This is a genomic window from Reyranella sp., from assembly GCF_017305915.1.
Classification (GTDB): domain Bacteria; phylum Pseudomonadota; class Alphaproteobacteria; order Reyranellales; family Reyranellaceae; genus Reyranella.
The window spans coordinates 126,449-146,565 of record NZ_JAFKJN010000021.1 but is presented as its reverse complement, the minus strand read 5'-3'; the positions used below and the strand labels follow the sequence as shown (position 1 = coordinate 146,565).

The 20,117-nt window shown below is 67.7% G+C and carries 21 protein-coding genes; 9 read left to right on the top strand and 12 right to left on the bottom strand.

Going from position 1 to position 20,117, the window contains the following annotated elements; genetic code table 11:
* The first annotated feature begins 7 nt into the window (after nt 1-7).
* From J0J01_RS21490 to J0J01_RS21475, 4 genes are read left to right on the top strand one after another with little or no spacing between them, the layout of a single operon-like run.
* Nucleotides 8-1,192 (top strand): CoA transferase, encoded by a 1,185-nt coding sequence (locus J0J01_RS21490; protein ID WP_296384398.1) that lies wholly within the window; start codon nt 8-10, stop codon nt 1,190-1,192.
* A complete protein-coding gene (locus tag J0J01_RS21485) occupies nt 1,189-1,731 on the top strand; it encodes a HutD family protein (RefSeq protein WP_296384396.1) in 543 nt (180 codons plus the stop codon). The genes J0J01_RS21490 and J0J01_RS21485 overlap by 4 nt, the downstream gene beginning before the upstream one ends.
* The gene (locus tag J0J01_RS21480; RefSeq protein ID WP_296384394.1) at nt 1,722-2,645 is read left to right on the top strand and encodes a 2-dehydropantoate 2-reductase; all 924 of its coding nucleotides are present in this window, start codon (nt 1,722-1,724) and stop codon (nt 2,643-2,645) included. The genes J0J01_RS21485 and J0J01_RS21480 overlap by 10 nt, the downstream gene beginning before the upstream one ends.
* On the top strand, nt 2,642-3,388 hold the full coding sequence (locus J0J01_RS21475; RefSeq protein ID WP_296384393.1) for a substrate-binding domain-containing protein: 747 nt from the start codon (nt 2,642-2,644) through the stop codon (nt 3,386-3,388). The genes J0J01_RS21480 and J0J01_RS21475 overlap by 4 nt, the downstream gene beginning before the upstream one ends.
* Here J0J01_RS21475 and J0J01_RS21470 read toward each other — a convergent pair.
* Both J0J01_RS21470 and J0J01_RS21465 read right to left on the bottom strand, forming a co-directional pair.
* On the bottom strand, nt 3,385-4,623 hold the full coding sequence (locus tag J0J01_RS21470; protein WP_296384391.1) for a DUF1501 domain-containing protein: 1,239 nt from the start codon (nt 4,621-4,623) through the stop codon (nt 3,385-3,387). The two genes, J0J01_RS21475 and J0J01_RS21470, sit on opposite strands and share 4 nt — an antisense overlap.
* A gap of 5 nt (nt 4,624-4,628) precedes the next feature.
* Entirely contained in the window at nt 4,629-6,185 is a 1,557-nt protein-coding gene (locus J0J01_RS21465) for a DUF1800 domain-containing protein (protein WP_296384390.1), read from the bottom strand.
* Between the two features lie 162 nt (nt 6,186-6,347).
* Between J0J01_RS21465 and J0J01_RS21460 the strand changes: the two genes are divergently transcribed.
* Nucleotides 6,348-6,683 carry a hypothetical protein gene (locus tag J0J01_RS21460; RefSeq protein WP_296384387.1) on the top strand — a complete coding sequence of 112 codons (336 nt, stop codon included), beginning with the start codon at nt 6,348-6,350 and terminating at the stop codon, nt 6,681-6,683.
* 140 nt (nt 6,684-6,823) lie between these two features.
* Here the strand turns inward: J0J01_RS21460 and J0J01_RS21455 are convergent, their stop codons facing one another.
* On the bottom strand, nt 6,824-8,110 hold the full coding sequence (locus tag J0J01_RS21455) for an aminotransferase class III-fold pyridoxal phosphate-dependent enzyme (RefSeq protein ID WP_296384385.1): 1,287 nt from the start codon (nt 8,108-8,110) through the stop codon (nt 6,824-6,826).
* A gap of 23 nt (nt 8,111-8,133) precedes the next feature.
* Nucleotides 8,134-8,484, bottom strand: a complete 351-nt coding sequence (locus tag J0J01_RS21450) for a hypothetical protein (RefSeq protein ID WP_296384384.1) — start codon at nt 8,482-8,484, stop codon at nt 8,134-8,136.
* Nucleotides 8,485-8,533: 49 nt separating this feature from the next.
* On the opposite strand from J0J01_RS21450, the gene J0J01_RS21445 reads away from it, so the two are divergent.
* On the top strand, nt 8,534-9,190 hold the full coding sequence (locus tag J0J01_RS21445) for an HAD family phosphatase (RefSeq protein ID WP_296384382.1): 657 nt from the start codon (nt 8,534-8,536) through the stop codon (nt 9,188-9,190).
* Here the strand turns inward: J0J01_RS21445 and J0J01_RS21440 are convergent.
* Both J0J01_RS21440 and J0J01_RS21435 read right to left on the bottom strand, forming a co-directional pair.
* A complete protein-coding gene (locus tag J0J01_RS21440; RefSeq protein ID WP_296384380.1) occupies nt 9,187-9,762 on the bottom strand; it encodes a hypothetical protein in 576 nt (191 codons plus the stop codon). The two genes, J0J01_RS21445 and J0J01_RS21440, sit on opposite strands and share 4 nt — an antisense overlap.
* Nucleotides 9,744-10,445, bottom strand: a complete 702-nt coding sequence (locus tag J0J01_RS21435; RefSeq protein WP_296384378.1) for an SDR family NAD(P)-dependent oxidoreductase — start codon at nt 10,443-10,445, stop codon at nt 9,744-9,746. The genes J0J01_RS21440 and J0J01_RS21435 overlap by 19 nt, the downstream gene beginning before the upstream one ends.
* Before the next feature lie 71 nt (nt 10,446-10,516).
* Between J0J01_RS21435 and J0J01_RS21430 the strand changes: the two genes are divergently transcribed.
* A complete protein-coding gene (locus J0J01_RS21430) occupies nt 10,517-11,191 on the top strand; it encodes a DsbA family oxidoreductase (RefSeq protein WP_296384376.1) in 675 nt (224 codons plus the stop codon).
* Between the two features lie 581 nt (nt 11,192-11,772).
* Here J0J01_RS21430 and J0J01_RS21425 read toward each other — a convergent pair.
* The 3 genes from J0J01_RS21425 to J0J01_RS21415 form a co-directional block, all read right to left on the bottom strand.
* On the bottom strand, nt 11,773-13,419 hold the full coding sequence (locus tag J0J01_RS21425; protein ID WP_296384374.1) for an iron ABC transporter permease: 1,647 nt from the start codon (nt 13,417-13,419) through the stop codon (nt 11,773-11,775).
* Complete coding sequence (locus J0J01_RS21420) at nt 13,416-14,408, bottom strand: ABC transporter ATP-binding protein (protein ID WP_296384372.1); 993 nt, start codon at nt 14,406-14,408, stop codon at nt 13,416-13,418. The genes J0J01_RS21425 and J0J01_RS21420 overlap by 4 nt, the downstream gene beginning before the upstream one ends.
* 164 nt (nt 14,409-14,572) lie before the next feature.
* Complete coding sequence (locus J0J01_RS21415) at nt 14,573-15,577, bottom strand: extracellular solute-binding protein (protein WP_296384370.1); 1,005 nt, start codon at nt 15,575-15,577, stop codon at nt 14,573-14,575.
* Between the two features lie 136 nt (nt 15,578-15,713).
* On the opposite strand from J0J01_RS21415, the gene J0J01_RS21410 reads away from it, so the two are divergent.
* Nucleotides 15,714-17,309 (top strand): ABC transporter substrate-binding protein, encoded by a 1,596-nt coding sequence (locus tag J0J01_RS21410; RefSeq protein WP_296384367.1) that lies wholly within the window; start codon nt 15,714-15,716, stop codon nt 17,307-17,309.
* Nucleotides 17,310-17,344: 35 nt separating this feature from the next.
* On the opposite strand, the gene J0J01_RS21405 is transcribed toward J0J01_RS21410, so the two are convergent.
* Genes J0J01_RS21405 through J0J01_RS21395 form a run of 3 tightly spaced genes read right to left on the bottom strand, consistent with a single transcriptional unit; the run spans nt 17,345 to nt 19,148 of the window.
* Nucleotides 17,345-17,563, bottom strand: coding sequence for a hypothetical protein (locus J0J01_RS21405; RefSeq protein ID WP_296384365.1), 219 nt, complete (start codon nt 17,561-17,563; stop codon nt 17,345-17,347).
* Between the two features lie 26 nt (nt 17,564-17,589).
* A complete protein-coding gene (locus tag J0J01_RS21400; protein ID WP_296384414.1) occupies nt 17,590-18,048 on the bottom strand; it encodes a YaiI/YqxD family protein in 459 nt (152 codons plus the stop codon).
* The gene (locus tag J0J01_RS21395) at nt 18,045-19,148 is read right to left on the bottom strand and encodes an enolase C-terminal domain-like protein (protein WP_296384363.1); all 1,104 of its coding nucleotides are present in this window, start codon (nt 19,146-19,148) and stop codon (nt 18,045-18,047) included. Before J0J01_RS21395 ends, J0J01_RS21400 begins: the two co-directional genes overlap by 4 nt.
* Before the next feature lie 124 nt (nt 19,149-19,272).
* On the opposite strand from J0J01_RS21395, the gene J0J01_RS21390 reads away from it, so the two are divergent.
* Nucleotides 19,273-20,004 carry a transporter substrate-binding domain-containing protein gene (locus J0J01_RS21390; protein WP_296384361.1) on the top strand — a complete coding sequence of 244 codons (732 nt, stop codon included), beginning with the start codon at nt 19,273-19,275 and terminating at the stop codon, nt 20,002-20,004.
* Nucleotides 20,005-20,117 lie beyond the last annotated feature (113 nt).

Here is a 20,117-nt window from a genome sequence, read left to right as displayed (position 1 = left end):
TGATGACGTGAGCTACGACGCGCCCTTTGCCGGGCTGAAGGTCGTCGACCTCAGCCAGGGAATCGCCGGGCCTTATTGCGCCATGCTGCTCGCCCAGCACGGCGCCGACGTGATCAAGGTCGAGGGCCTGGGCGACGGCGACTGGGCGCGCACGCTCGGCGTGCGCTACGCCAGCCATTCGGCTTTCTCGATCATCGGCAATCTCGGCAAGCGCAGCCTCGCCGTCGACCTCAAGACCGAGGCCGGCAAGGAGATCGTGTGGCGGCTGCTGAAGGGCGCCGATGTGTTCCTCGAAGGCTTCCGGCCCCAGGTCATCCATCGCCTCGGCTTCGACTACGAAAAGGTCGCGGCGCGCGAGCCGCGCCTGCTCTATGTCGCGATCTCGGGCTTCGGCCAGAGCGGGCCGCTCGCCGAGCGGCCGGCGATGGATCCGGTGCTGCAGGCCTATACCGGGCTGATGGCGGAGAACCGCGGCGCCGACGGCATCCCGCACCGCGTGCCGGTGATCGTGGTCGACATGTCGACCGCGCTCTATGCCTTCCAGGCGCTGTCGGCGGCGCTCTACGCGCGGCGCGACGAGACGCGCGGCCGCTACATCGACATCAGCCTGATGCAATCGGCCACCGCGCTGCAGTCGATCCGGCTGATGGCGACCCATCTCGAGGGCGGCCCGATGAAGCCCGGCGGCCAACCGGCCGGCGTGTTCCAGACCGCCGACGGCTGGATGACGGTGCTCGCCATCAACGACCGCGACTGGAAGGCGCTGTGCGCGGCGATGGAGCTGCCGGTGTTGGCCGACGATCCGCGCTTTGCGACGGCGCAGCTGCGGCTCGCCAACGACGTGCCGCTCTACGCCGTCATGCGGCCGGCGCTCGCGGCGCGGCCGTCGGACGAATGGGGCCGGCGCTTCACCGCGGCCAAGCTGATGCACGAGCGGCTCAACAGCTACGCCGATTTCCTCGAGCAGCCGCAGGTGAAGGAGAGCGGCCTGATCCAGTGGCTGGCCCAGGCCGGCCTCAACCGGCCGGTCCCGGTCCCCGCCCTGCCCGGCATGCAGCCGCAGCGCGACGGCACGCCGCGCGGCACCGCGCCGGTCACAGGCCAGCACACCGACGAGATCCTGCAGCAGCACGGCTACAGCCGCGCCGAGATCGAGTCGCTCGTCACCAAGGGCGTCGTCGCCTCGGCATGATCACGCTGCTCGATCCCGCCGGCTACCGCCGCACGCCGTGGAAGAACGGCGGCGGCATCACCATCGACATCGCCGAGCAGGACGCCTGGCGCTTCGGCCGCACGCCGATCACGACGCCCGGTCCCTTCTCCGACTACACGGGCTTCGACCGCGTGCAGGTCCTGGTCTCCGGCCGCGGCCTGGTGCTGCAGACGCCCGACGGCGAGATCGACGTGCGCACGCCGTTCAAGCCGGTGGCCTTCGCCGGCGAGACGCCGATCGCGAGCCGCCTCGAAGCGGGCGCCGTCGAGGTCGTGAACCTGATCGGCGACCGCACCCGCGTGCGGATCGACCTGCAGGTGCTGCACGCCGGCGCCACGCTCGGCCGCAGCGCCGGCACGCACCTCGTCTATGCCGTCGACCGACCGGCCTCGTTGCAAATCGATGGCGATCCGCAGCGGCTTGCGGCGGATCACACCTTGCGTGTCGACGTGGCCAGCCCGACCATGGTCGCCTGCACGGAAGGCCTTGTTCTGGTGGGGAGCATCCTATGCGTATAGCGGTGGTGGGAGCCGGCGGTGTCGGCGGCGCCTTCGGCGCGGCCCTGGCGAAAGCGGGCGCCGACGTGACCTTCATCGCCCGCGGCGCGCATCTCGCGGCGATGAGGAGCAAGGGCCTGCGCATCGAAGGCGGCCGCGGCGAGACGCACCTCATGCCGACCCAGGCGACCGACGATCCCCGGACCGTCGGCCCGGTCGACTACGTGCTGTTCTGCGTCAAGCTGTGGGACGTCGAGAGCGCCGGCGAGCACATCAAGCCGCTGGTCGGGCCGAACACCGCGGTGATCCCGCTGCAGAACGGCATCGACGCGCCGGAGCGGCTGCTGCCGGTTCTCGGGTCGACGGCAGTGATGGGCGGCGTGGCGCAGATTAGCGCCTCGATCGTCGAGCCCGGCGTGGTCCGCCAGGTCGGCACCTTCATGCGCATGCTGTTCGGCGAGCTCGACGGCGCCAGGAGCGCGCGCGGCGAGGCGCTGTTCGGGATGTGCAAGAAGGCCGGCTTCGACGTCGTGCTCAGCGACCAGATCGTCACCGAGCTGTGGCTGAAGTTCATCCTGCTCGCCACCAACGCCAGCGTCATGGCCCTGGTCCGCCAGCCGATCGGCAAACTGCGCGACGATCCCGACATGCGGCCGCAATTCGTCGCCGCCTACGAGGAGGTGATCGCCGTCGGCAAGGCGCGCGGCGTCAAGCTGCCGGCCGACACGCTCGACCGCATGCTCGCCTTCAACGCCGGCGCGCCGCCGACCATGAAGCCGTCGATGGCGCTCGACCTCGAGCGCGGCAACCGCATCGAGCTGCCATGGCTCGGCGGCAAGGTCGTCGAGCTCGGCCGCCAGCTCGGCGTGCCGACGCCAACCCACACATTCATGTATGCCGCGCTGAAACCCTACGTGATGGGAACGCCGACATGATCCGCCTGCTGCTGATCCCATTGCTGCTCGCCGCCTTCCCGGCCGCGGCCGACACGATCAAGGTGCTGACCGGCGGCGCCTTCAAGCCGGTGGTGATGGACATGCTGGCCGACTTCGAGCAGCAGACCGGCCACAAGGTCGCCGTCCAGAACGACACCGCCGGCGCGCTCAGCCAGCGGGTGCGCAGCGGCGAGGCGTTCGACGTCGTGATCCTGCCGACCGCCAACCTCGATGCGCTGGCGGCCGAGGGCAAGGTGGCCGACGATTCGATCACGCCGTTCGGCAAGGTCGGCGTCGGCGTCGCCGTGGCGCTGTCGGCGCCGCAGCCCAACATCGCCAGCACCGAGGGCCTGCGCCGCACCCTGCTCGACGCGCGCTCGGTCGCCTACATCGATCCGGTCTCGGGCGGCACCAGCGGCATCTATGTCGCCAGGCTGTTCCAGCAGCTCGGCATCGCCTCGCAGATGCAAGCCAAGAGTGTGCTGGTCCGCGGCGGCCTCGCCGCCGAGCGCGTGGCGCGCGGCGAGGCCGAGATGGCCCTGCAGCAGGCGAGCGAGCTGCGCCTGGTGCCGTCGGTCAAGTTCGCCGGCATGCTGCCGGCGGCGGTGCAGAACTACACGGTCTATGCCGGTGCGCTCAGCCCCGCCTCGCGCACCAAGGACGCCGCGCTGACCCTGATGTCGGTGCTGAGCGATCCCGGACTCGAGCCGATTTTGAAGAGACGCGGGCTCGAGACCCCTTAGGCCTGCAGCAGCCCGACCTTTTTCGGCGTGAAGCGCGGGAAAGCCGCGGCCACCGCGCCGGGCGTGGCGAGCGGCCCGGTCATCAGCTCGGCCAGGATGCTGCGGATGTCGGTCGTCAGCGCAAGGTCGACCGCATTGTCGAGCTTCGCCGAGGCGAGCCCCGGCCAGTCGCCATGGATGCGGCCGCCGGACAGCCGCGGAGCGGAGACAAAGGTCAGCCCGGCATGCCCGTGGTCGGTGCCGTTGCTCTTGTTCGAGCGCAGGCGGCGGCCGAACTCGCTCATGCCCACCAGCACGATGTGGTCGAGCCTGTCGTGCAGGTCGGTGTGGAACGCCGCGAGGGCGCGCGCCAACTGGCCGGCGAGGTTGGCGAGCCGCGGCGGCTGGTTCTCGTGGGTGTCCCAGCCGCCCATGTCGACGGCGAAGGCGCGGATGCCGAGCTCCATGCGGATCACGCGCGCGACCGAAGCGAGGCCGCGGCCGATCTCGGTGTCCTCGTAGCTCGCGCCGCCGGCCGGCCGATAGGGCACGACCTTGCCGTCGGGCTGGCGCAGCGGCGCATCGATCAGGGCGATGCCCTGCAAGGTGCGCCGCGCCGCGACATCGACCGCGCCGTTGCTGCCGTAGAGATGCTTCAGCACCGCCTCCGCCTGCTTGCCACCCGGCAAATTCATGCCGCCGCGCAGGTCGGCGGCGCAGATCGTGTCGGCATGCTCGGCCAGCTCTTCCGGCACGCCAGGGACGGCGGCGAAGGCCGGCGTCTTGGCGCCGCCGGTCGCCGCCAGCCAGCGCGTCATCCAGCCGCCACGCACTTGGGTGATCTCGTCGGGATTGGCGAGGCCGCGTTCGATCAGCTCCTGCGCGCCGAAATGGCTGCGCGTGCCGTTGGCCAGGCCCGAGGCGTGGATCAGCGCGAGCCGCTTGTCGGCGTAGAGGTCGAGCAGCGGCTTCATCTCCGGATGCAGGCGGAAGTCGTGGCCGGCCGGGCCGCCGTCGAGCCGCAGCGCCGGCTTGTCGCCATCGGCCAGCAGCCGCAGCTCCGACGGGCGATCGGCGACGTAATCGGGATCGTCGACTGGCGCCACGATGCCGAGCGAATCCATGCCGCCGCGCAGGAACAGGCTGACCAGGATCGGTCCACCGGCTCTGCGGTCATCGGGCATGGCGAAGGCGCGCGCGCCGTGCTCCAGCGGCAGCGCGGCAGAGGCGGCAAGCAGGTGGCGACGGGTCAGCATGGCGATCACCGGGTCTGGAAGTCTGACGTCATGGCGCAATAGGCGAGCATCCGGCGCGCCAGCGGCAGCGCGTCTTTGCGCGTGTCGAAGGCGGTGCCGGGCTTGAGGCCGAGGCCGGCGACGATCGCCAGCGCGGTCTTCGCCGGCGCCTCGGCGCCGAGCAGCCGGCGATGCGCGGCATTGACTGCGGCTTCCGGCGTGGCAGCCTGTGCGACCGCGAGCGCCGCGGAAGGCGAGCCTGCCTTCCAGGCGTCGTCGGCGAGGCCCAGCAGCAGCGACCAGCGGCGGCGCATCATGTTGGAGCTCAGCCAGTAGTCGTTCTCGTCGGGATGGCCGGTCGGCGGCCCCCAGCCGAACAGGCGCTGACCGCTGCCATCGAGCTCGCCGAGCAGGCCGGGCGTAGGCGCGACCGAAATCTCCGCAGCGCGCGCGAACGAGGCGTAGAGCTCGAGCGGCCGCTTGACCTTGGCGCCGGACGAACGGCGGAAGGCATCGGAGCGCACGATCGCCTCGACCGTATGCGCGATCTGGTCGGGCTGGCGCCGTGCCTCGCTCCAGGCCTTGACCGCGGCGGCGACCAGCGCCGCATCCGGGGTGTCGGACACCAGGCGGCGGCAGAGCTTCCCGCAGACATACTTGGCGGTCGCCGGATGGTCGGCGACGAGATCGAGCACGCGGCGGCCGTCGGCAAGCGGCGACTGATAGGGATCGAACTCGGTCGCCAGCACGCGCTTCTGATAGTTGTCGTGCCAGCCTTCGACATAAGTGAACTTGCCGGTGAGCGGCAGCTTGCGGCCGGCGCCGATACCCGTGCCGTCCTCGATCGTCCAGCCGGTGAAGGCGCGCGCGGCCTCGTAGACATCCTGGTCGATGTAGCCCGCCGGCCGGCCGTCGATCGCGCCGGGCACGTCGCGCCAGCGATTGTAGAGCGCGTTGAGATAGGCCGGGCGGCCGAGCGTATGCAGCTCGAACAGCTCGCGAGCATAGTTCTCGTTGGCCGCGCCGCCGCGCGAAGAGCGGTTGTTGAGGTAGACCTGCATCGCCGCGCTAGTCGCCACCGCCTCGAGCAGCTCGCGGAAATTTCCGAGCGCGTGGCGGCGGATCACGTCGCGGTCGTAAGTCGGCAGCGCCACCGCGACCAGCGGCTCGCCGACGGCGTTGACATTGAAATGGTTGTGCCAGAAGTCGGCCATGACCTCGCGCAACTGCCAGCGGCTGTGCACGGCGCGGACCAGCGTCGCGGCGGTGACGGCGGTACGCAGGAAGGCGCGCTCCTGGTTCGGCACGCTCTTGTCGACGGTCTGCCAGTGCTGCTCGAGCGGCTCGGCGAGCACGGCGAGCGCACGGTCCTCGTCGACCGTGGCCTCGGGAACCTTGCTGACGTACTTGAGATGCAGATGCGCCGCGGCAACGCGCCCGGCGCAATCGTCTTCGGCCGACGGCTTGAGCTGATGGGCGAGCCAGCTGTCGGCGCCGCCCTTGGCGATGTCGCGCAACTCGACGGCGCTCGGCCCGAAAGCCAGCTTGTTCAGCAGCACGCGCGGATCGACGTCGAGGGTCATGCGAATCCTACGAGGGTTCACGCAGTATCGTTCCCACGTTTGTCGACAATAGGGCTTACAACTCCCTGACATACGATGGATGCGCACGCGTCCCGGCGCGTAGCTTGGATTAGCATCGACCGCTTCGGTCGATGCCTTCGATACGATCGAGGAGAAACCCCCATGCTCATCCTTCGCAAGAGCGCCCTGCTCGCGCTGAGCAGCCTGCTCATCGTCGGCGCGGCCGCGCCCGCCTTCGCCGAGAGCGTCTGGGATCGCCATCACCCGCGACGCGACCAGGTCAACGACCGCATCGCCTACCAGGAGCGCCGCATCACCCAGGAGCGCCGCGAGGGCGAGCTCTCGCGCGGTCAGGCGCGGGCGATGCGCGAGCAACTGCGCGGCGTGCGCACCGAGGAGCGTGCCGATGCCCGCCTGCATGGCGGCCACATCACCCGCCTCCAGCAGGCCCAGCTCAACCGCGACCTGAATGCGACGAGCTGGGAGATCGGCCGCTAGAGCACATTCCGTCCGGCTGGAATCAGCCGGACGGAATGTGCCTCCTGCAACGACCATCACCCGTGCGCGCATTTCCGGTTAGATGGAACCGCGCGCGGTTCCATCTAACCGGAAATCGCTCTAGGCGACGAGACCCTGGATCAGGCCGTGAGCAGCTTCACGGCCTCGGTCCAGGCGCCGATCGTGTGGTCGATGTCGGCGCGGTCGTGGGCGAGGCTGACGTAGTACTTGCTCTCGCCCTTCATGAGGCCGCGCTCGCGCAAGAGCTTGTTGAACTTCGCAGCGATCGCCTTGTCGCCCTTCAGCGTGTCGCGATAGTCCTTCACCGGCTGGTCGGTGAAGAGGACGTCGAACAGCGGCGGCTCGCCGATCACCCGCGCCGGGATGCCGGCCTTCTTCAGGAGGCCATCGAGCGCCGCTATCAGCTCGCGGCCGGTGGCGAAGACCTGCTCGTAGGCGCCGGGCCGCTTCAGCACCTCGAGGGTGGCGAGGCCCGCGATCGAGGCGATCGGATTGCCCGACAGCGTGCCGACCTGGAACAGGAAATCCTCGTCGGCCATCGCCAGCCGATCGAAGTGCGCCATGATGTCGGCACGACCGGCGATCGCGGCCAGCGCATAGCCGCCGCCGACGATCTTGCCCAGGGTGCAGAGATCGGGCGTGACGCCGTAGTACTCCTGCGCCCCGCCATAGGCGAAGCGGAAGCCGGTCACGACCTCGTCGAAGATCAGCGGGATGCCGTGCTCCTGGGTGACCTTCCGCAGGCCCTGCAGGAAGCCGGGCTGCGGCGGCAGCAGGCGCTGGAACGGCTCGACGATCACGCCGGCGAGCTCGCCCTTGTGCTCCCTGATCAGACTTTCGGCCATCTCGAGGTCGTTGAACGCCGCGATCAGCATCTCGTCCTGAACGCTCTTGGGGATGCCAGCCGAATCGGGAATCGCCCGCGGGAAGTTGCCCGGGTTCTTGGGCGCCATCGACATCAGCGCATAGTCGCTCATGCCGTGATAGCCGCCCTCGAACTTCAGGATCTTGTCGCGCCGGCGGAAGGCGCGCGCCGCCCGCATCGCATAGAGATCGGCCTCGGTGCCGGTGCAGACGAAGCGCACTTGCTCGGCGCAGGGCACGGCGTCGACGATCGCCTTGGCGAGCGCGATGCCGTGTCGGTTGTTGCCGAAGTAGGTCGAGCCGTGCGGCAGCTGGCTCTGCACCGCGGCCGTCACCTCGGGATGGCCGTGGCCGATGAACATCGGGCCGGAGCCGAGCAGGAAGTCGACATACTCCTTGCCGTGCTCGTCCCAGATGCGGCCGCCCTTGCCGGCGCGCAGCACCACCTCGGCCGGCATGTTGCCGAAGCTGCCGCCGGGCAGCACCCGCCTGGCTTCGTCGATCAGGTCGGCGACGGGATCTAACGCGGTCTGGACGGCCATGGTTTACTCCTTACTCGATGGCTCTATTCAATGGGGACGAAGATCGAACGGCGCATCTTGCCTTCGACCGCCTTGGAGAAATGGCCCTTGCCGTGGGTGTCCTCGACCAGGAACACCTCGCCCGGGCCGATGATGCGCTTCTCGCCGTCGCTGGCAGTGATCTCGACGGCGCCGTCGAGGTTGATGATGTATTGCCGCCGCGGCGCCGGATGCCACGAGTAGTCGTAGCTGCCGGGCGTCTCGCGGAAGATGATGCCGGTCGCGGCGAACGTCGCCGACGTCTTGCCGCCCGGCCCCTCGTTCTTCCATTCGACCTCGATGTCACGAAAATGAGTTTCGCCCTTGTCGTCGACATATAAGTTATGGATGCGCATGATTTTTTCTCCCGCTGTTCGTTTCTGTCCGCGAGCTTAGAACGAAACCATGTTCGAGGAACCCGTTGAGGCCGTCATTTTCGACATGGACGGCACGCTGATCGACAGCGAGACCGTCTACATCGCCGGCATGCAGGAAGCGGCTCAGACGCTGGGCCTGGCGCTGCCGCTCGATCTTTGCCACGCCATGGTCGGCGTGCCGCGCGACGGCTGCAACGTTCTGCTGCTGGAGCACTACGGACAGGACTTCGACCTCACGGTCTTCCGGGGCCACTATTCGAACAGCGTGGAGCGCCAGATGAGCGAGCGCGTGCCGGTGAAGCCGGGCGTCGTCGAGCTGCTGGACTTCCTCCGCGACCAGGACCTGCCGCTGGCCGTCGCCACCTCGGCCTTGCGCGCCACCGCCGAGCGCAATCTCGGCCGCGCCGGCCTGCTCGACCGGTTCAAGGCCCTGACGGCGCGCGACGACGTCCAGCACCCCAAGCCCGCCCCCGACCTCTATCTCGAAGCCGCGCGCCGGCTTGGCGTGGCGCCGGGCGCTTGCGTCGCCTTCGAGGATTCGAGCATCGGCGTCGTCGCCGCCCACGCCGCCGGCATGCGGACGGTCATGGTGATCGACATCCTGCCGCCGACCGACGAGGCGCGTGCCAAGTCCTTTCACATCGCCCAGGACCTGCACGAGGTGCTGCGACTGCTGCGTCATTAGCGCGTCGCCAGCCCGGCATTCAGCGCGTTGCGCCCGTCGACCGGCTTGCACGCCCCGCTTTCGCAGAGCTCGGCCCTGCCGTTGTAGAAGTACATCATCCACTTGTTGGACGGCAGGCGGATCCATTGCTCCATCAGCGCCTTGTCGACGTTGGGCGCGTAGTGCGGGATCCAGGTCCGCAGCCTCTGCCCGGCATCGGCCGCGATGCCGCCGCCGTCGTTGTAGTTGCCGTGCAGGCCGACGCGGGAGCTCGGGCCGTCCAGCGTCCGCTCGACGCCGCCCAGCCACATGCGCGAGCACGAGGACGCGCAGCGGCCGCGGATCGTCGTCGGCAAGCCGCGCTCGCGGATCAGCGCGCCGATGCAATAGCCGGAATAGGCATTGCCGCCGCCCGAATTGGTGAGCACGACGAGCCCGGCGGACGTCTTGCCCAGCAGGTCGGTCAGCACCTCGCAGTCGGCTTTCACGACCTGTCCCGACAGGATCACCGACTGGCCGTCGACATGCATATCCATCGCCCTCGCCGGGAACGCGGCGAGCGCGAGCAGCGCGATCAGAAGTTTTCGACCCACGGCCGCACCTCGATCTCCCAGCTCCAGGCGCTGCGATGCTGCTGCAGCACCGCCCAGTAGGTCTCGGCGATGGCATCGGGATCGAGCAGGCTGTCGGGGTTGTTGTCCGGCACCGGTCGGCCGGCGCTGCGGATGCCGCCGTCGATGACGAAATGGGCGACGTGGATGCCCTTGGGGCTGAGCTCGCGCGCCATCGATTGGGCGAGGCCGCGCAGGGCGAACTTGCCCATGGCGAAGGACGAGGAGAGCGCAAAGCCCTTCACGCCGGCGGTCGCGCCGGTCAGGAAGATCGCACCGTGGCTGTTCGGCAGCATGCGCCGCGCCGCCTGCTGCGACACCAGGAAGGCGCCGAAGGCCGAGACCTCGATCGCCTTGCGCACATCCTCCGGCGGCAGATCGATCAACGGCCCCCGCACGCGGCCGCTGGCGTTGTAGACCACGACATCGGGCGTGCCGCCCTTCGCCGCGACCGTTTCGAACAGCGCGGCAACGTCGTTCGGATCGGCGGCGTTGCATTTGTGAACGGCCGCACCCGTCTCCTTCGCGAGTGCAGCAAGCTTGTCGGTCTGACGCGCGGCGACCGCAACCGCGAGGCCATTCTTCGCGAACAGCCGCGCGAGCGAGGCGCTGAGCCCCGGACCGGTACCGACAATCAGCGCAGAGCGATATTTGGGCGTGTTCATGGGGCTCATCTTGTTGCTCGGTATATGCGGTGGGTATAGGCTAACCCGCATAAGTAAAAAGGACTATGGCCATGGCCACCGTTGCTGCCGCCGGACGCGTCGATGTCATCTCGGATGTCATCTGCCCGTGGTGCTACATCGGTAAACGCCATCTCGAGCGGGCGCTCGAGATCCTGGAGAACGACCACAAGCTCCGCTTCACCGTCGCCTGGCATCCCTTCCAGCTCAACCCCGACATGCCGGTCGAAGGCGCCGACCGCGCCCAGTACCGGCTGGCCAAGTTCGGCAGCGCCGAGCGCAGCCGGCAGATGGACGAGCGCATCACCGAAGTCGCCGCCGGTGTCGGCATCCAGTTCCATCTCGACAAGCTCACCCGCACGCCCAACACCTTGAAGGCGCACCGCCTGATCCGCCTCGCCGGCCAGAAGGGCGTGCAGGACGGCGTCGTCGAGGCGCTGTTCGACGGCTACTTCTGCAACGGCGCCGATCTCGGCGACGACAAGGTGCTGGCCGACATCGGCCATCGTGGCGGCCTCGACTACGACGCCGCGCTCACGCTGCTGCAAAGCGACGAGGGCCAGCGCGAGGTGTTCACGGCCGACCAGATGGCGCGCAACTGCGGCATCCAGGGCGTGCCGAGCTTCGCCCTGCAGGGCCACGTGCTGTTCTCCGGCGCCGTGCCGGCCGAGGAGATGGTCGCGAGCTTCCGCCACGCCTGGGATCTGCTGAAGGACAAGGCGGCCTAGGCGTTTTCGCACCGTTCCCGATCGTGTTCGCCGCTTTTGCGCAGACTCGCCTTTCTGCCGGTCACCCCAGCACGAAACGCCGGCGCGCGACGGGTTGAACTCCGTCAGTCGGGCCGACCTGCGCGCCCGGGACAGCGGGAGTCCACAAGAGGCCACTCGGGCGTGGACTGGTTCGATGCCGATGGCATCGGCATTTCCGGCCCGGAGTCCACGAATCCACCGACACCGGGGGGCCCGGAAAAAACACTCAGTTCGCAGTCCCGGAAGGACCGGACGCAGGCAGCGGGCGATCCCTTCGAGAATGATCGTAACGTGGCGCATCATCACGCGGGCCACTCTGCCTCAGGGCTCGCTCGAACACCTATTATGGGCAATGGACTGAGCGAATCCTTAAGTAAACGCAGGCGAATCGGCCGTTCCATTGCCCATAAAGGCCAACGCGAAACGGAGTTATCCCCACCTACTGGTAGCTGTCGTCCTGAGCCGAAGGCGAAGGATCTAGCGGTTCGACCAACGACTCTGCTGAAGCGCTAGATCCTTCGCTACGCTCAGGATGACAGAATGCGCCACCGGAGTGGACATCAACTGCCGAGCTCGTAGCGCCGCACCAGGCGATAGAGCAGCGCGACGGGGATCAAGGTGACCACGATCAGCGTCGAGGCTGCGGCCGTGGCGATGCCGGCGCCGCCGCCTTCGAGCGCCTGGAACATCACCACGGTCATGGTCCGCCACGGGCCGCTGTAGAGCACGACGGTGGCGCTAAGCTCCGACGCCACGGTGACCCAGGTCAGCACCACGCCGCTCACGATGCCGCCCAGCATCAGCGGCACGACGATCCGGAGGAAGGTCTGCAGCGGCGAGCGGCCGAGGCTGATCGAGGCCTCCTCCAGCGACGGGTCGATCTGGTGCACGATGGCGCCGGCCGAGCGCACGGCGAACGGGATCTTCCGGACGGTGTAGGCGAGCACCAGGATCAGCGGCCCGCCGGTCAGGATGACGGGCCCCGCATTGAACGACACCACGAAGCCGATCGCGAGCACCGTGCCGGCGACCGCGAACGGCAGGGTCGCCACCACGTCGAGCAGCGTGGCGACGCCGGTGCGCCAGCGGGTCACCACGTAGCCGATCGGCACGCCGATCAGGCCGGTGCACAGCGCCGCCGCCGAGGCGAACATCAGGGTGTTGGCGAGCGGACGCATGTCGCGCGCGAACAGGGTCGCGAAGTTGTCGAGGCTGAATCGGCCGTGCAGCACGGGCCCGCGGAACTCGAGGAAGGACAGCACGACGATGGCGAAGAACGGCACCAGGGCGAGCAGCACGATCGTCCAGCAGTAGACCGTCGCGACGATGCGCACGCCAGGGCCGACCTTGAGGATCGGCGGCGTCTGGCGGGCGTTGGTGGCGAAGCGCCGGCTCGACAGGAAATGGCGCTGGATCAGCAGCACCAGCACGGTGGTCAGGATCAGCAGCGTCGCCAGCACGCCGGCCGAGGCGGGGTTGGGCGCGGTCTCGCCGATGAACAGCTTGAAGGCCTCGACGGCGAAGATCGGCAGGTCCTCGGCGAGCACGAACGGCACGCCGAAATTCTCCAGCGTCTCGATGAAAACCAGGAGCGCGCCGGCCAATATGGCCGGCAGCACGATCGGCAGGATCACCGTACGCACGGTGCGGGCGGGCGACGAGCCGAGGTTTTGCGCCGCCTCCTCCATCGACACGTCGACCGCCTTGAAGGCCGCGACCGTCGGCAGCAGCACATAGGGATAGAGCGTCAGCGTGTAGACCAGCACGATGCCGCTGGCGCCGTAGATCGAGCCGATGTCGAGGCCGATGCCCTTGAGCCACACCGTGAGTAAGCCCGAGTTGCCGAGCAGCAGCACGATCGCGTAGGCGCTGACGAAGGACGGCAGCACCAGCGGCATGGCGGCCAGCGCCAGGATCGCGGCCTTGCCCGGGATCGGCAGGCGGGCGAGCGAAAAGGCCAGCGGCACGGCGAGCACGGTGGTGATCACCGTCGCCGCCGCGCCGATGCCGAGCGTGTTGACGATGGCGGCGCGATAGAACGGCCGGCCCAACATCTTGACGTAGTTGGCGAGGGTGAAGGACTGGCCTTCCGAATCGAGCACCGAGGCGCCGAACACATTGACCAGCGGCCAGACCAGGAACACGCCGAGGAACAACAGGCCCAGCGCCGCGATGGTGAGCGGCAGGCGTTGCTGATGCCCGATCACGGCACGACCGTCAGGCGGGCGTGCTCGTAGGCCAGGGTGACCGCGTCGCCGACCGCGACGGCGCGATGCGGCGCATCGAGGGTGGCCATCCGGATGACGGTGCCGCTGCCGAGCGTGACATCGATGCGAGTCAAAGGCCCGAGTAGCTCGACGCGAGCGACGATCCCCTGAAGCCGCGGCCAATCTGCCGGCGCTTCGTCGGCGAAGCGCAGGGCTTCCGGCCGCAGCGACACCCAGACCGGCGCGGCGAGGCCGAGCTGGCGGGCCTCGAGCAGGTTGGTCGTGCCCATGAACTCGGCAGCGAAGCGCGAGGCCGGCTTGCGGTAGATGTCGGCCGGCACGCCGACCTGCTCGAGCTTGCCGGCGTTCATCAGCGCGATGCGGTCGGAGACCGACATCGCCTCCTCCTGGTCGTGGGTGACGTAGATCGCGGTGATGCCGAGCGACTTCTGCAGGGCGCGGATCTCACCGCGCATGCTGACCCGCAGCCGCGCATCGAGGTTGCTGAGCGGCTCGTCGAACAGCAGCACCTGCGGGCGGATCACCAGCGCGCGGGCGATCGCCACGCGCTGGAGCTGGCCGCCGGAGAGCTGGTGCGGCTTGCGCTCGCCGAAGCCCGAAAGCTGGACCAACGCCAGCGCCTCCTCGACCCGGCGCGCCGATTCGTCGGCCGGCACGCGGCGTGCCATCAGGCCATAGGCGACGTTGCCCGCGACGGTGAGGTTGGGGAACACCGCATAGTTCTGGAACACCATGCCGATGTTGCGGACGTGCGCCGACAGCCGGTCGATGCGCGTGTCGCCGAACAGGATCTCGCCGCTGTCGAGCTCGCAGAAGCCTGCGATCATGCGCAACAGGGTGGTCTTGCCGCAGCCCGACGGCCCGAGCAGGGTGAAGAACTCGCCCCCCTCGACCGTGAGGTCGACATGATCGACCGCCTGGACCGAGCCGAACCGCCGGCTCGCGTCCTTGATGACGATGCCACTCATGTCCTGTTCCTCCCCAGCTTCGCTGGGGAGGTGCCCCCGTAAACGGGGGCGGAGGGGTCAGAGGCAACACGACGGGTGCTCATGACCCCTCCGCCCGCGAAGACGCGGGCACCTCCCCTTCGCGGCCTCCGCGAAGGGGAGGAATCACTGATCGCCTTCATCGACTACCGGCTGTCCTGGATCGCGTCCTTGATCTGCTCCATCGTCTTGGTGCGCTTCTCGGTCCAGCCCTCCTCGTCGTACTTGATGAGCTTGACCTCGGACAGCGGCGGCATGTTGCCGGGGAGCTTGGTGAGATCGACATCGGCGCGGGTCGGGCGACGGAAGGTCGCCTTGAGGATCGTCTCGCGCACGTCCTTGCGGTTGATGTAGTCGACGAAGGCCTTGGCCTGGTCGGTGTTCGACCCGCCCTTGACGATGCCGACGCCCTCCATCGAGAAGGTCGTGCCGTCGGACGGATAGACCACCTTCACCGGCGCGCCGCCCGCCGCCCATAGCGGGCCGGCATATTCCAGCGAGATGCCGAGCGGGTATTCGCCGTTGCCGACGCCCTGGAAAACCAGCGACGAGCGATTCAGCACCTTGAGGTTCTTGAACAGCGCGCCGACCTTCTTCCAGCCGGCATCGCCGCCGCCCCACAGATCGACCAGCATGGTGACGGTGGCGTAGGCCGAGCCCGAGTTGGCCGGATCGGTGAAGGCGATTTTGCCCTTCCACTTGGGATCGAGTAGGTCGGCCCAGCTCTTCGGCCCCCGGTCGGCCGGCACCAGCTTGGTGTTCTGCAGGATCACCAGAAGATGCAGGTTGTTGCCGATCCAGAGGTCGTCGGGATCGCGGTACTCGGCCGGCGTCGCGTCCTTGTTCTTGGAGACATAGGGCTCGAACAGCGCCTTGTTGGTCTGCAGCAGCGAGCGGCTGACGCCCCAGATGATGTCGCCCAGCGGCCGCGCCTTCTCGGCCTGCAGGCGGCGCACCAGCACGCCGGAGCCCGCGGCCACCGGCTCGACCTCGATGCCGGTCTCCTTCTTGAAGGCGCTGAACACCAGGTCGTTCAGGGTGCTCTCGTTGGCGGTGTAGACGACCAGCTTCTTCTGCGCCCAGGCATTGCCGGCGCCCAGAACCAGCAGTGACGCGACCGTCACCAGCCAGCGGACCGTCGACCCTCTCATTTTTCGGACTCCCCGTTTGCGATGCGGACGCGATTTGAGCCTGTCGGGCCCCGACGAGCAATGTACAATGTCGCCGCAACGACGTCGCGACACCGCTCGGCGGGAGACACGCGACGCGTCTGGGAAGGAAAACAGTATGCGTCCAATCGTTTTGGGGGGCGTCGTCGCGGCGTTCCTCGTCGGCTTCAGCGGTCTTGCGTTCGCCCAGAAGAGCGGCGGCATCCTCAAGATGTACCACCGCGACAATCCGCCGACCCTGTCGATCCACGAATCGTCGACCAACTCGACCGTCATCCCGATGATGCCGTTGTTCAACAACCTGATCGTCTACGACCAGACGAAGGCGCAGAACAGCCCGCAATCGATCGTGCCCGACCTCGCCAAGTCGTGGAGCTGGAGCGCCGACAACAAGGCGCTGACCTTCAAGCTTCAGGAAGGCGTGAAGTGGCACGACGGCAAGCCCTTCACCGCCAAGGACGTCGTCTGCACCTTCGATCTGCTCACGGGCAAGGCGGGAGACGACAACAAGCTGCGCACCAACCCGCGCAAGACCTGGTACAGCAACCTCGAGAGCGTCACCGCCAACGGCGACTACGAGGCGACGATCCACCTCAAGCATCCGCAGCCGTCGCTGCCGTCGCTGCTCGCCTCGGGCTACTCGCCGATGTATCCCTGCCACGTGCCGGCGGCGCAGATGCGCACCAAGCCGGTCGGCACCGGCCCGTTCAGGTTCGTCTCGTTCAAGCAGAACGAGGGCATCAAGATCGAGCGCAATCCCGACTACTGGAAGAAGGGCAAGCCTTATCTCGACGGCATCGAGTTCACCATCGTGCCCAACCGCGGCACCGCGATGCTGAGCTTCGTGTCGGGCCGGTTCGACATCGTCTTCCCGTGGGAGGTGACGATCCCGATCTTGAAGGACATCAAGACCCAGCTGCCGGCGGCGCAGTGCCAGGTCACGTCGATGAACAACAGCACCAACCTGATCCTGAACCGCGACGCGCCGCCGTTCGACAATCCGGACCTGCGCCAGGCCGTCAACCTCGGCATGGACCGCAAGGCGTTCGTCGACATCCTGAACCAGGGCGACGCGGAGCTCGGCGGCGTCATGCAGCCGCCGAGCGACGGCGTCTGGGGCATGCCCAAGGCGATGTTCGAGGCGGTGCCCGGCTACGGCCCCGACGTCGCCAAGAACCGCGAGCAGGCGCGCGAGCTGATGAAGAAGGCGGGCTACGGTCCCGACAAGCATCTGCAGCTCAAGGTCCAGACGCGCGGCATCTCGCTCTACAAGGACCCGGCGGTGATCCTGGCCGGCCAGCTCAAGGATATCTGGATCGACGCCGAGGTCGAGATCGTCGAGACCGCGCAGTGGTTCACCCGGGTCGGCCGCAAGCAGTACCAGGTCGGGCTCAACACCACCGGCAACGGCGTCGACGACCCCGACCAGAACTACTTCGAGAACTTCTCCTGCAAGTCGGAGCGCAACTACACCGGCTACTGCAATCCCGAGATCGAGAAGCTGATGGAGAAGCAGTCGCAGATGACCGACGTCGAGGCGCGCAAGAAGCTCGTCTGGGAGATCGACAGGAAGCTGCTCGAGGACAATGCGCGGCCGATCGTGATGTGGAACCGCGCCGCGATCTGCATGCAGCCCTACGTGAAGGGCTACGTGGCCAACGTGAACAGCGTCTACAACGGGTTCCGCTACGAGGACATCTGGCTGGATCGTTAGCGCCGCTAACGATCGGCGGGCGGCAGCGTTTGTAGTCAAGCGCGAGAGCCCGCGCGGTGCAGAATCGACAAGAACGTCGGAACCTGCGGCTCATGATCCCTTGTGTATTCGGCTTGTGAGATGATGAGCGAACGGGCGGCTGTCGCCGCTGCCGCCCGGCGCGCGAAGGGCGCGATGAGCCGGATCGGCTTGGTCGGCCAGGCCTGCGCCCAGGCCGGGAGCGCAAGCGCACACAACGCGACGGCGAACGCCACCGCTCTCATCATCTCGCCCTTCCCCCTCATCCGATCTTTTGGCGTCTGATCTTCTGGATGGCCTCGTCGAGCGCCGAGAGGAACCGCGAGCGATCGCGCGGCGCCATCGGCTTGGGCCCGCCCGTCACCTCGCCCATGGCGCGCAGGTTGGACAGCAGCTCGCGGTTGGCCATCGCCAAGCCGATCGAGGCCGTGGTGAACGGCACGCCGGTGTTGCCGATCACCGTGGCGCCGGCCTTGAGGCTGCGGTCGGCGAGCGGGATGTCGGCGGTGATCACGATGTCGCCCGGCCCGGCCCGCTCGGCGATCCAGTTGTCGGCGGCGTCGAAGCTGTCGCTCACCACGACCAGTGAGAGGCGCGGGTCGCGCGGCACGTTGAGATACGAATTGCTGACGACGAACACCTTGAGGCCGTAGCGCTCGGCCACCCGGTAGATCTCGTTCTTCACCGGGCAGGCGTCGGCATCGACGTAGATCTCGGTCAGCTCAGCACCGCGATCTTCTTGCGCTCGATCAGCTTGAAGTCGATCGCCGCACCGAGGCCCGGCGCGTTGGGCACGTGCACCATGCCGTCGCGCCCGACCACGATGTCCTTCTCCAGGCCGTACTTCTGCGCGCCGTCGGGCAGCAGCACCTCGAAGAAGGTGGTGTTGCGGATCGAGGCGATGACGTGGAGGTTGGCGACGTTGTTCAGCGAGTTGCCGCCGTGATGGACCTCGTAGCTCATGCGGAAGGCTTCGGCGAGGTGCGCGGTCTTCACCAGCGTCGTGATGCCGCCCTTGACGGCAACATCACCGCGCAAAAAATCGGTCGCCTGCAGCATGATCCACGGCTGGTAGGATTCGAAGCCGGCGATCGGGTACTCGGTGGCGAGGATCGGGATCGAGAGCTGCTGCTTCAGCTTGACGTAGTTGTAGATATCCTGGTCGTGCAGCGGATCCTCGTACCAGTAGTAGCCCATCTCCTCGACCGCGCGGCCGACCCGCACCGCTGCCGGGTAATCGTAGGACCAGGTCGAATCGAGCATGATGGTGTAGTCGCCGACCGCCCTGCGCACCGCCTCGCAGACCTTGATGTCTTCCTGCCAGCGGGTCGGCGGATGGATCTTGTAGGCGGCCCAGCCGTACTCCTTGTATTCGAGCGCCTGCTCGGCATATTCCTGCGCCGAGCCGAGCACCGCCGAGCTGGCATAGGCCGGCACCGATTCGCGGAAGGTGCCGAGCAGCCGATGGATCGGCTGGCCCATGATCTTGCCGCAGAGGTCCCACAGCGCTACGTCGGCCGCGCCGATCGCGCGTACGCCTGACGCACGCTGCTTGCGCCACAGCTCGGCGACGATGGCCTCGCGATGCAACGGGTCCTTGCCCATCAGCACCGGCTTGAGGTGCGTGATCAGCCCCTGGCCGTCGGTCGTTGCGGAATTGGATGCCGACCCGAGAAACGCGTGGCCCTCGACGCCGTCGTCGGTGCGGATGCGCAGCAAGCCGAGCGCACTGGAGCCGGAGAAGCGGCTGTGCAGGCCGTACTGGGTCGGCGGGATGTCGTCCCAGGCGAACAGGGTCAGCGAGACATCGGTGATCTTCATTCGGTCTTCCCCCCAATGGCGTCCCGTGTCATCCCGAGCGCAGCGAGGGATCCATGCTCGTGGCCCTCTAGATCCTTCGCTACGCTCGGGATGACACGGACTGCCGGAAGTATAGACTGCCAGCATGTCCGACAAAGCCCGAGCCGAGCTCGCTCCCACTGGCGTTCTGCGCGCCGGAATCAACCTCTCCAACTTCCTGCTGGTCACCGGCCGCAGCGCCAGTTCGGAGCCCGAAGGCGTGGCGCCCGACGTGGCGGCCGCGATCGCCAAGTCGCTGGGCGTGCCGATCCACTACGTCACCTTCAAGAGCCCGGGCGAGCTGGCCGACCAGGCCGGCAAGAACATCTGGGACATCGGCCTGATCGGCGCCGAGCCGCAGCGCGCGGCGGTGATGACCTTCAGCGCCGCCTACGTCGAGATCGAGGCGACCTACATGGTGCCGCCGGGCTCAGCCATCACCTCGATCGACCAGGTCGACAGGAAGGGCGTGAAGGTCGTGACCTCGGCCCGCTCGGCCTACGGCCTGTGGCTGGAGAACAACATCAAGAATGCCGAGCTGATCCAGATTGCCGGCCTCGACGGCGCCTTCAACAAGTTCAAGGACGACAAGATCGACGTCCTTGCCGGGCTGCGGCCGGGCCTGCTGAAGGACATCGAGAAGATGCCGGGCGCGACCATCCTGCCGGGCAAGTTCAGTGCAGTGCAGCAGGCGGTGGGCTGCAACAAGCCGGCGGCCGAGGGCGCCCGCTACATCGCCGAGTTCATTGAAAACGCCAAAAAGTCCGGTCTGGTGGCGAACTTGATCGAAAAGCACAAGGTCAAGGGATTGTCGGTCGCGCCATTGACCAACCGCTAGATATTCTATCCTCGATATAAATTGTATCGCCCGCGCAACCGGCTTTCGCGGCGGGCGTTGAATTCGCTTACGGGGCGGAGTGCGAGCTGGCGGGGGCAGTCCCTGGACGGCGT

Coding starts and splice junctions, on each gene's coding strand:
- J0J01_RS21485 (WP_296384396.1), top strand. CDS start 1,189: ATGATCACGCTGCTCGATCCCGCCGGCTACCGCCGCACGCCGTGGAAG.
- J0J01_RS21480 (WP_296384394.1), top strand. CDS start 1,722: ATGCGTATAGCGGTGGTGGGAGCCGGCGGTGTCGGCGGCGCCTTCGGC.
- J0J01_RS21475 (WP_296384393.1), top strand. CDS start 2,642: ATGATCCGCCTGCTGCTGATCCCATTGCTGCTCGCCGCCTTCCCGGCC.
- J0J01_RS21470 (WP_296384391.1), bottom strand. CDS start 4,623: ATGCTGACCCGTCGCCACCTGCTTGCCGCCTCTGCCGCGCTGCCGCTG.
- J0J01_RS21465 (WP_296384390.1), bottom strand. CDS start 6,185: ATGACCCTCGACGTCGATCCGCGCGTGCTGCTGAACAAGCTGGCTTTC.
- J0J01_RS21460 (WP_296384387.1), top strand. CDS start 6,348: ATGCTCATCCTTCGCAAGAGCGCCCTGCTCGCGCTGAGCAGCCTGCTC.
- J0J01_RS21455 (WP_296384385.1), bottom strand. CDS start 8,110: ATGGCCGTCCAGACCGCGTTAGATCCCGTCGCCGACCTGATCGACGAA.
- J0J01_RS21450 (WP_296384384.1), bottom strand. CDS start 8,484: ATGCGCATCCATAACTTATATGTCGACGACAAGGGCGAAACTCATTTT.
- J0J01_RS21445 (WP_296384382.1), top strand. CDS start 8,534: ATGTTCGAGGAACCCGTTGAGGCCGTCATTTTCGACATGGACGGCACG.
- J0J01_RS21435 (WP_296384378.1), bottom strand. CDS start 10,445: ATGAACACGCCCAAATATCGCTCTGCGCTGATTGTCGGTACCGGTCCG.
- J0J01_RS21430 (WP_296384376.1), top strand. CDS start 10,517: ATGGCCACCGTTGCTGCCGCCGGACGCGTCGATGTCATCTCGGATGTC.
- J0J01_RS21420 (WP_296384372.1), bottom strand. CDS start 14,408: ATGAGTGGCATCGTCATCAAGGACGCGAGCCGGCGGTTCGGCTCGGTC.
- J0J01_RS21415 (WP_296384370.1), bottom strand. CDS start 15,577: ATGAGAGGGTCGACGGTCCGCTGGCTGGTGACGGTCGCGTCACTGCTG.
- J0J01_RS21410 (WP_296384367.1), top strand. CDS start 15,714: ATGCGTCCAATCGTTTTGGGGGGCGTCGTCGCGGCGTTCCTCGTCGGC.
- J0J01_RS21395 (WP_296384363.1), bottom strand. CDS start 19,148: ATGAAGATCACCGATGTCTCGCTGACCCTGTTCGCCTGGGACGACATC.
- J0J01_RS21390 (WP_296384361.1), top strand. CDS start 19,273: ATGTCCGACAAAGCCCGAGCCGAGCTCGCTCCCACTGGCGTTCTGCGC.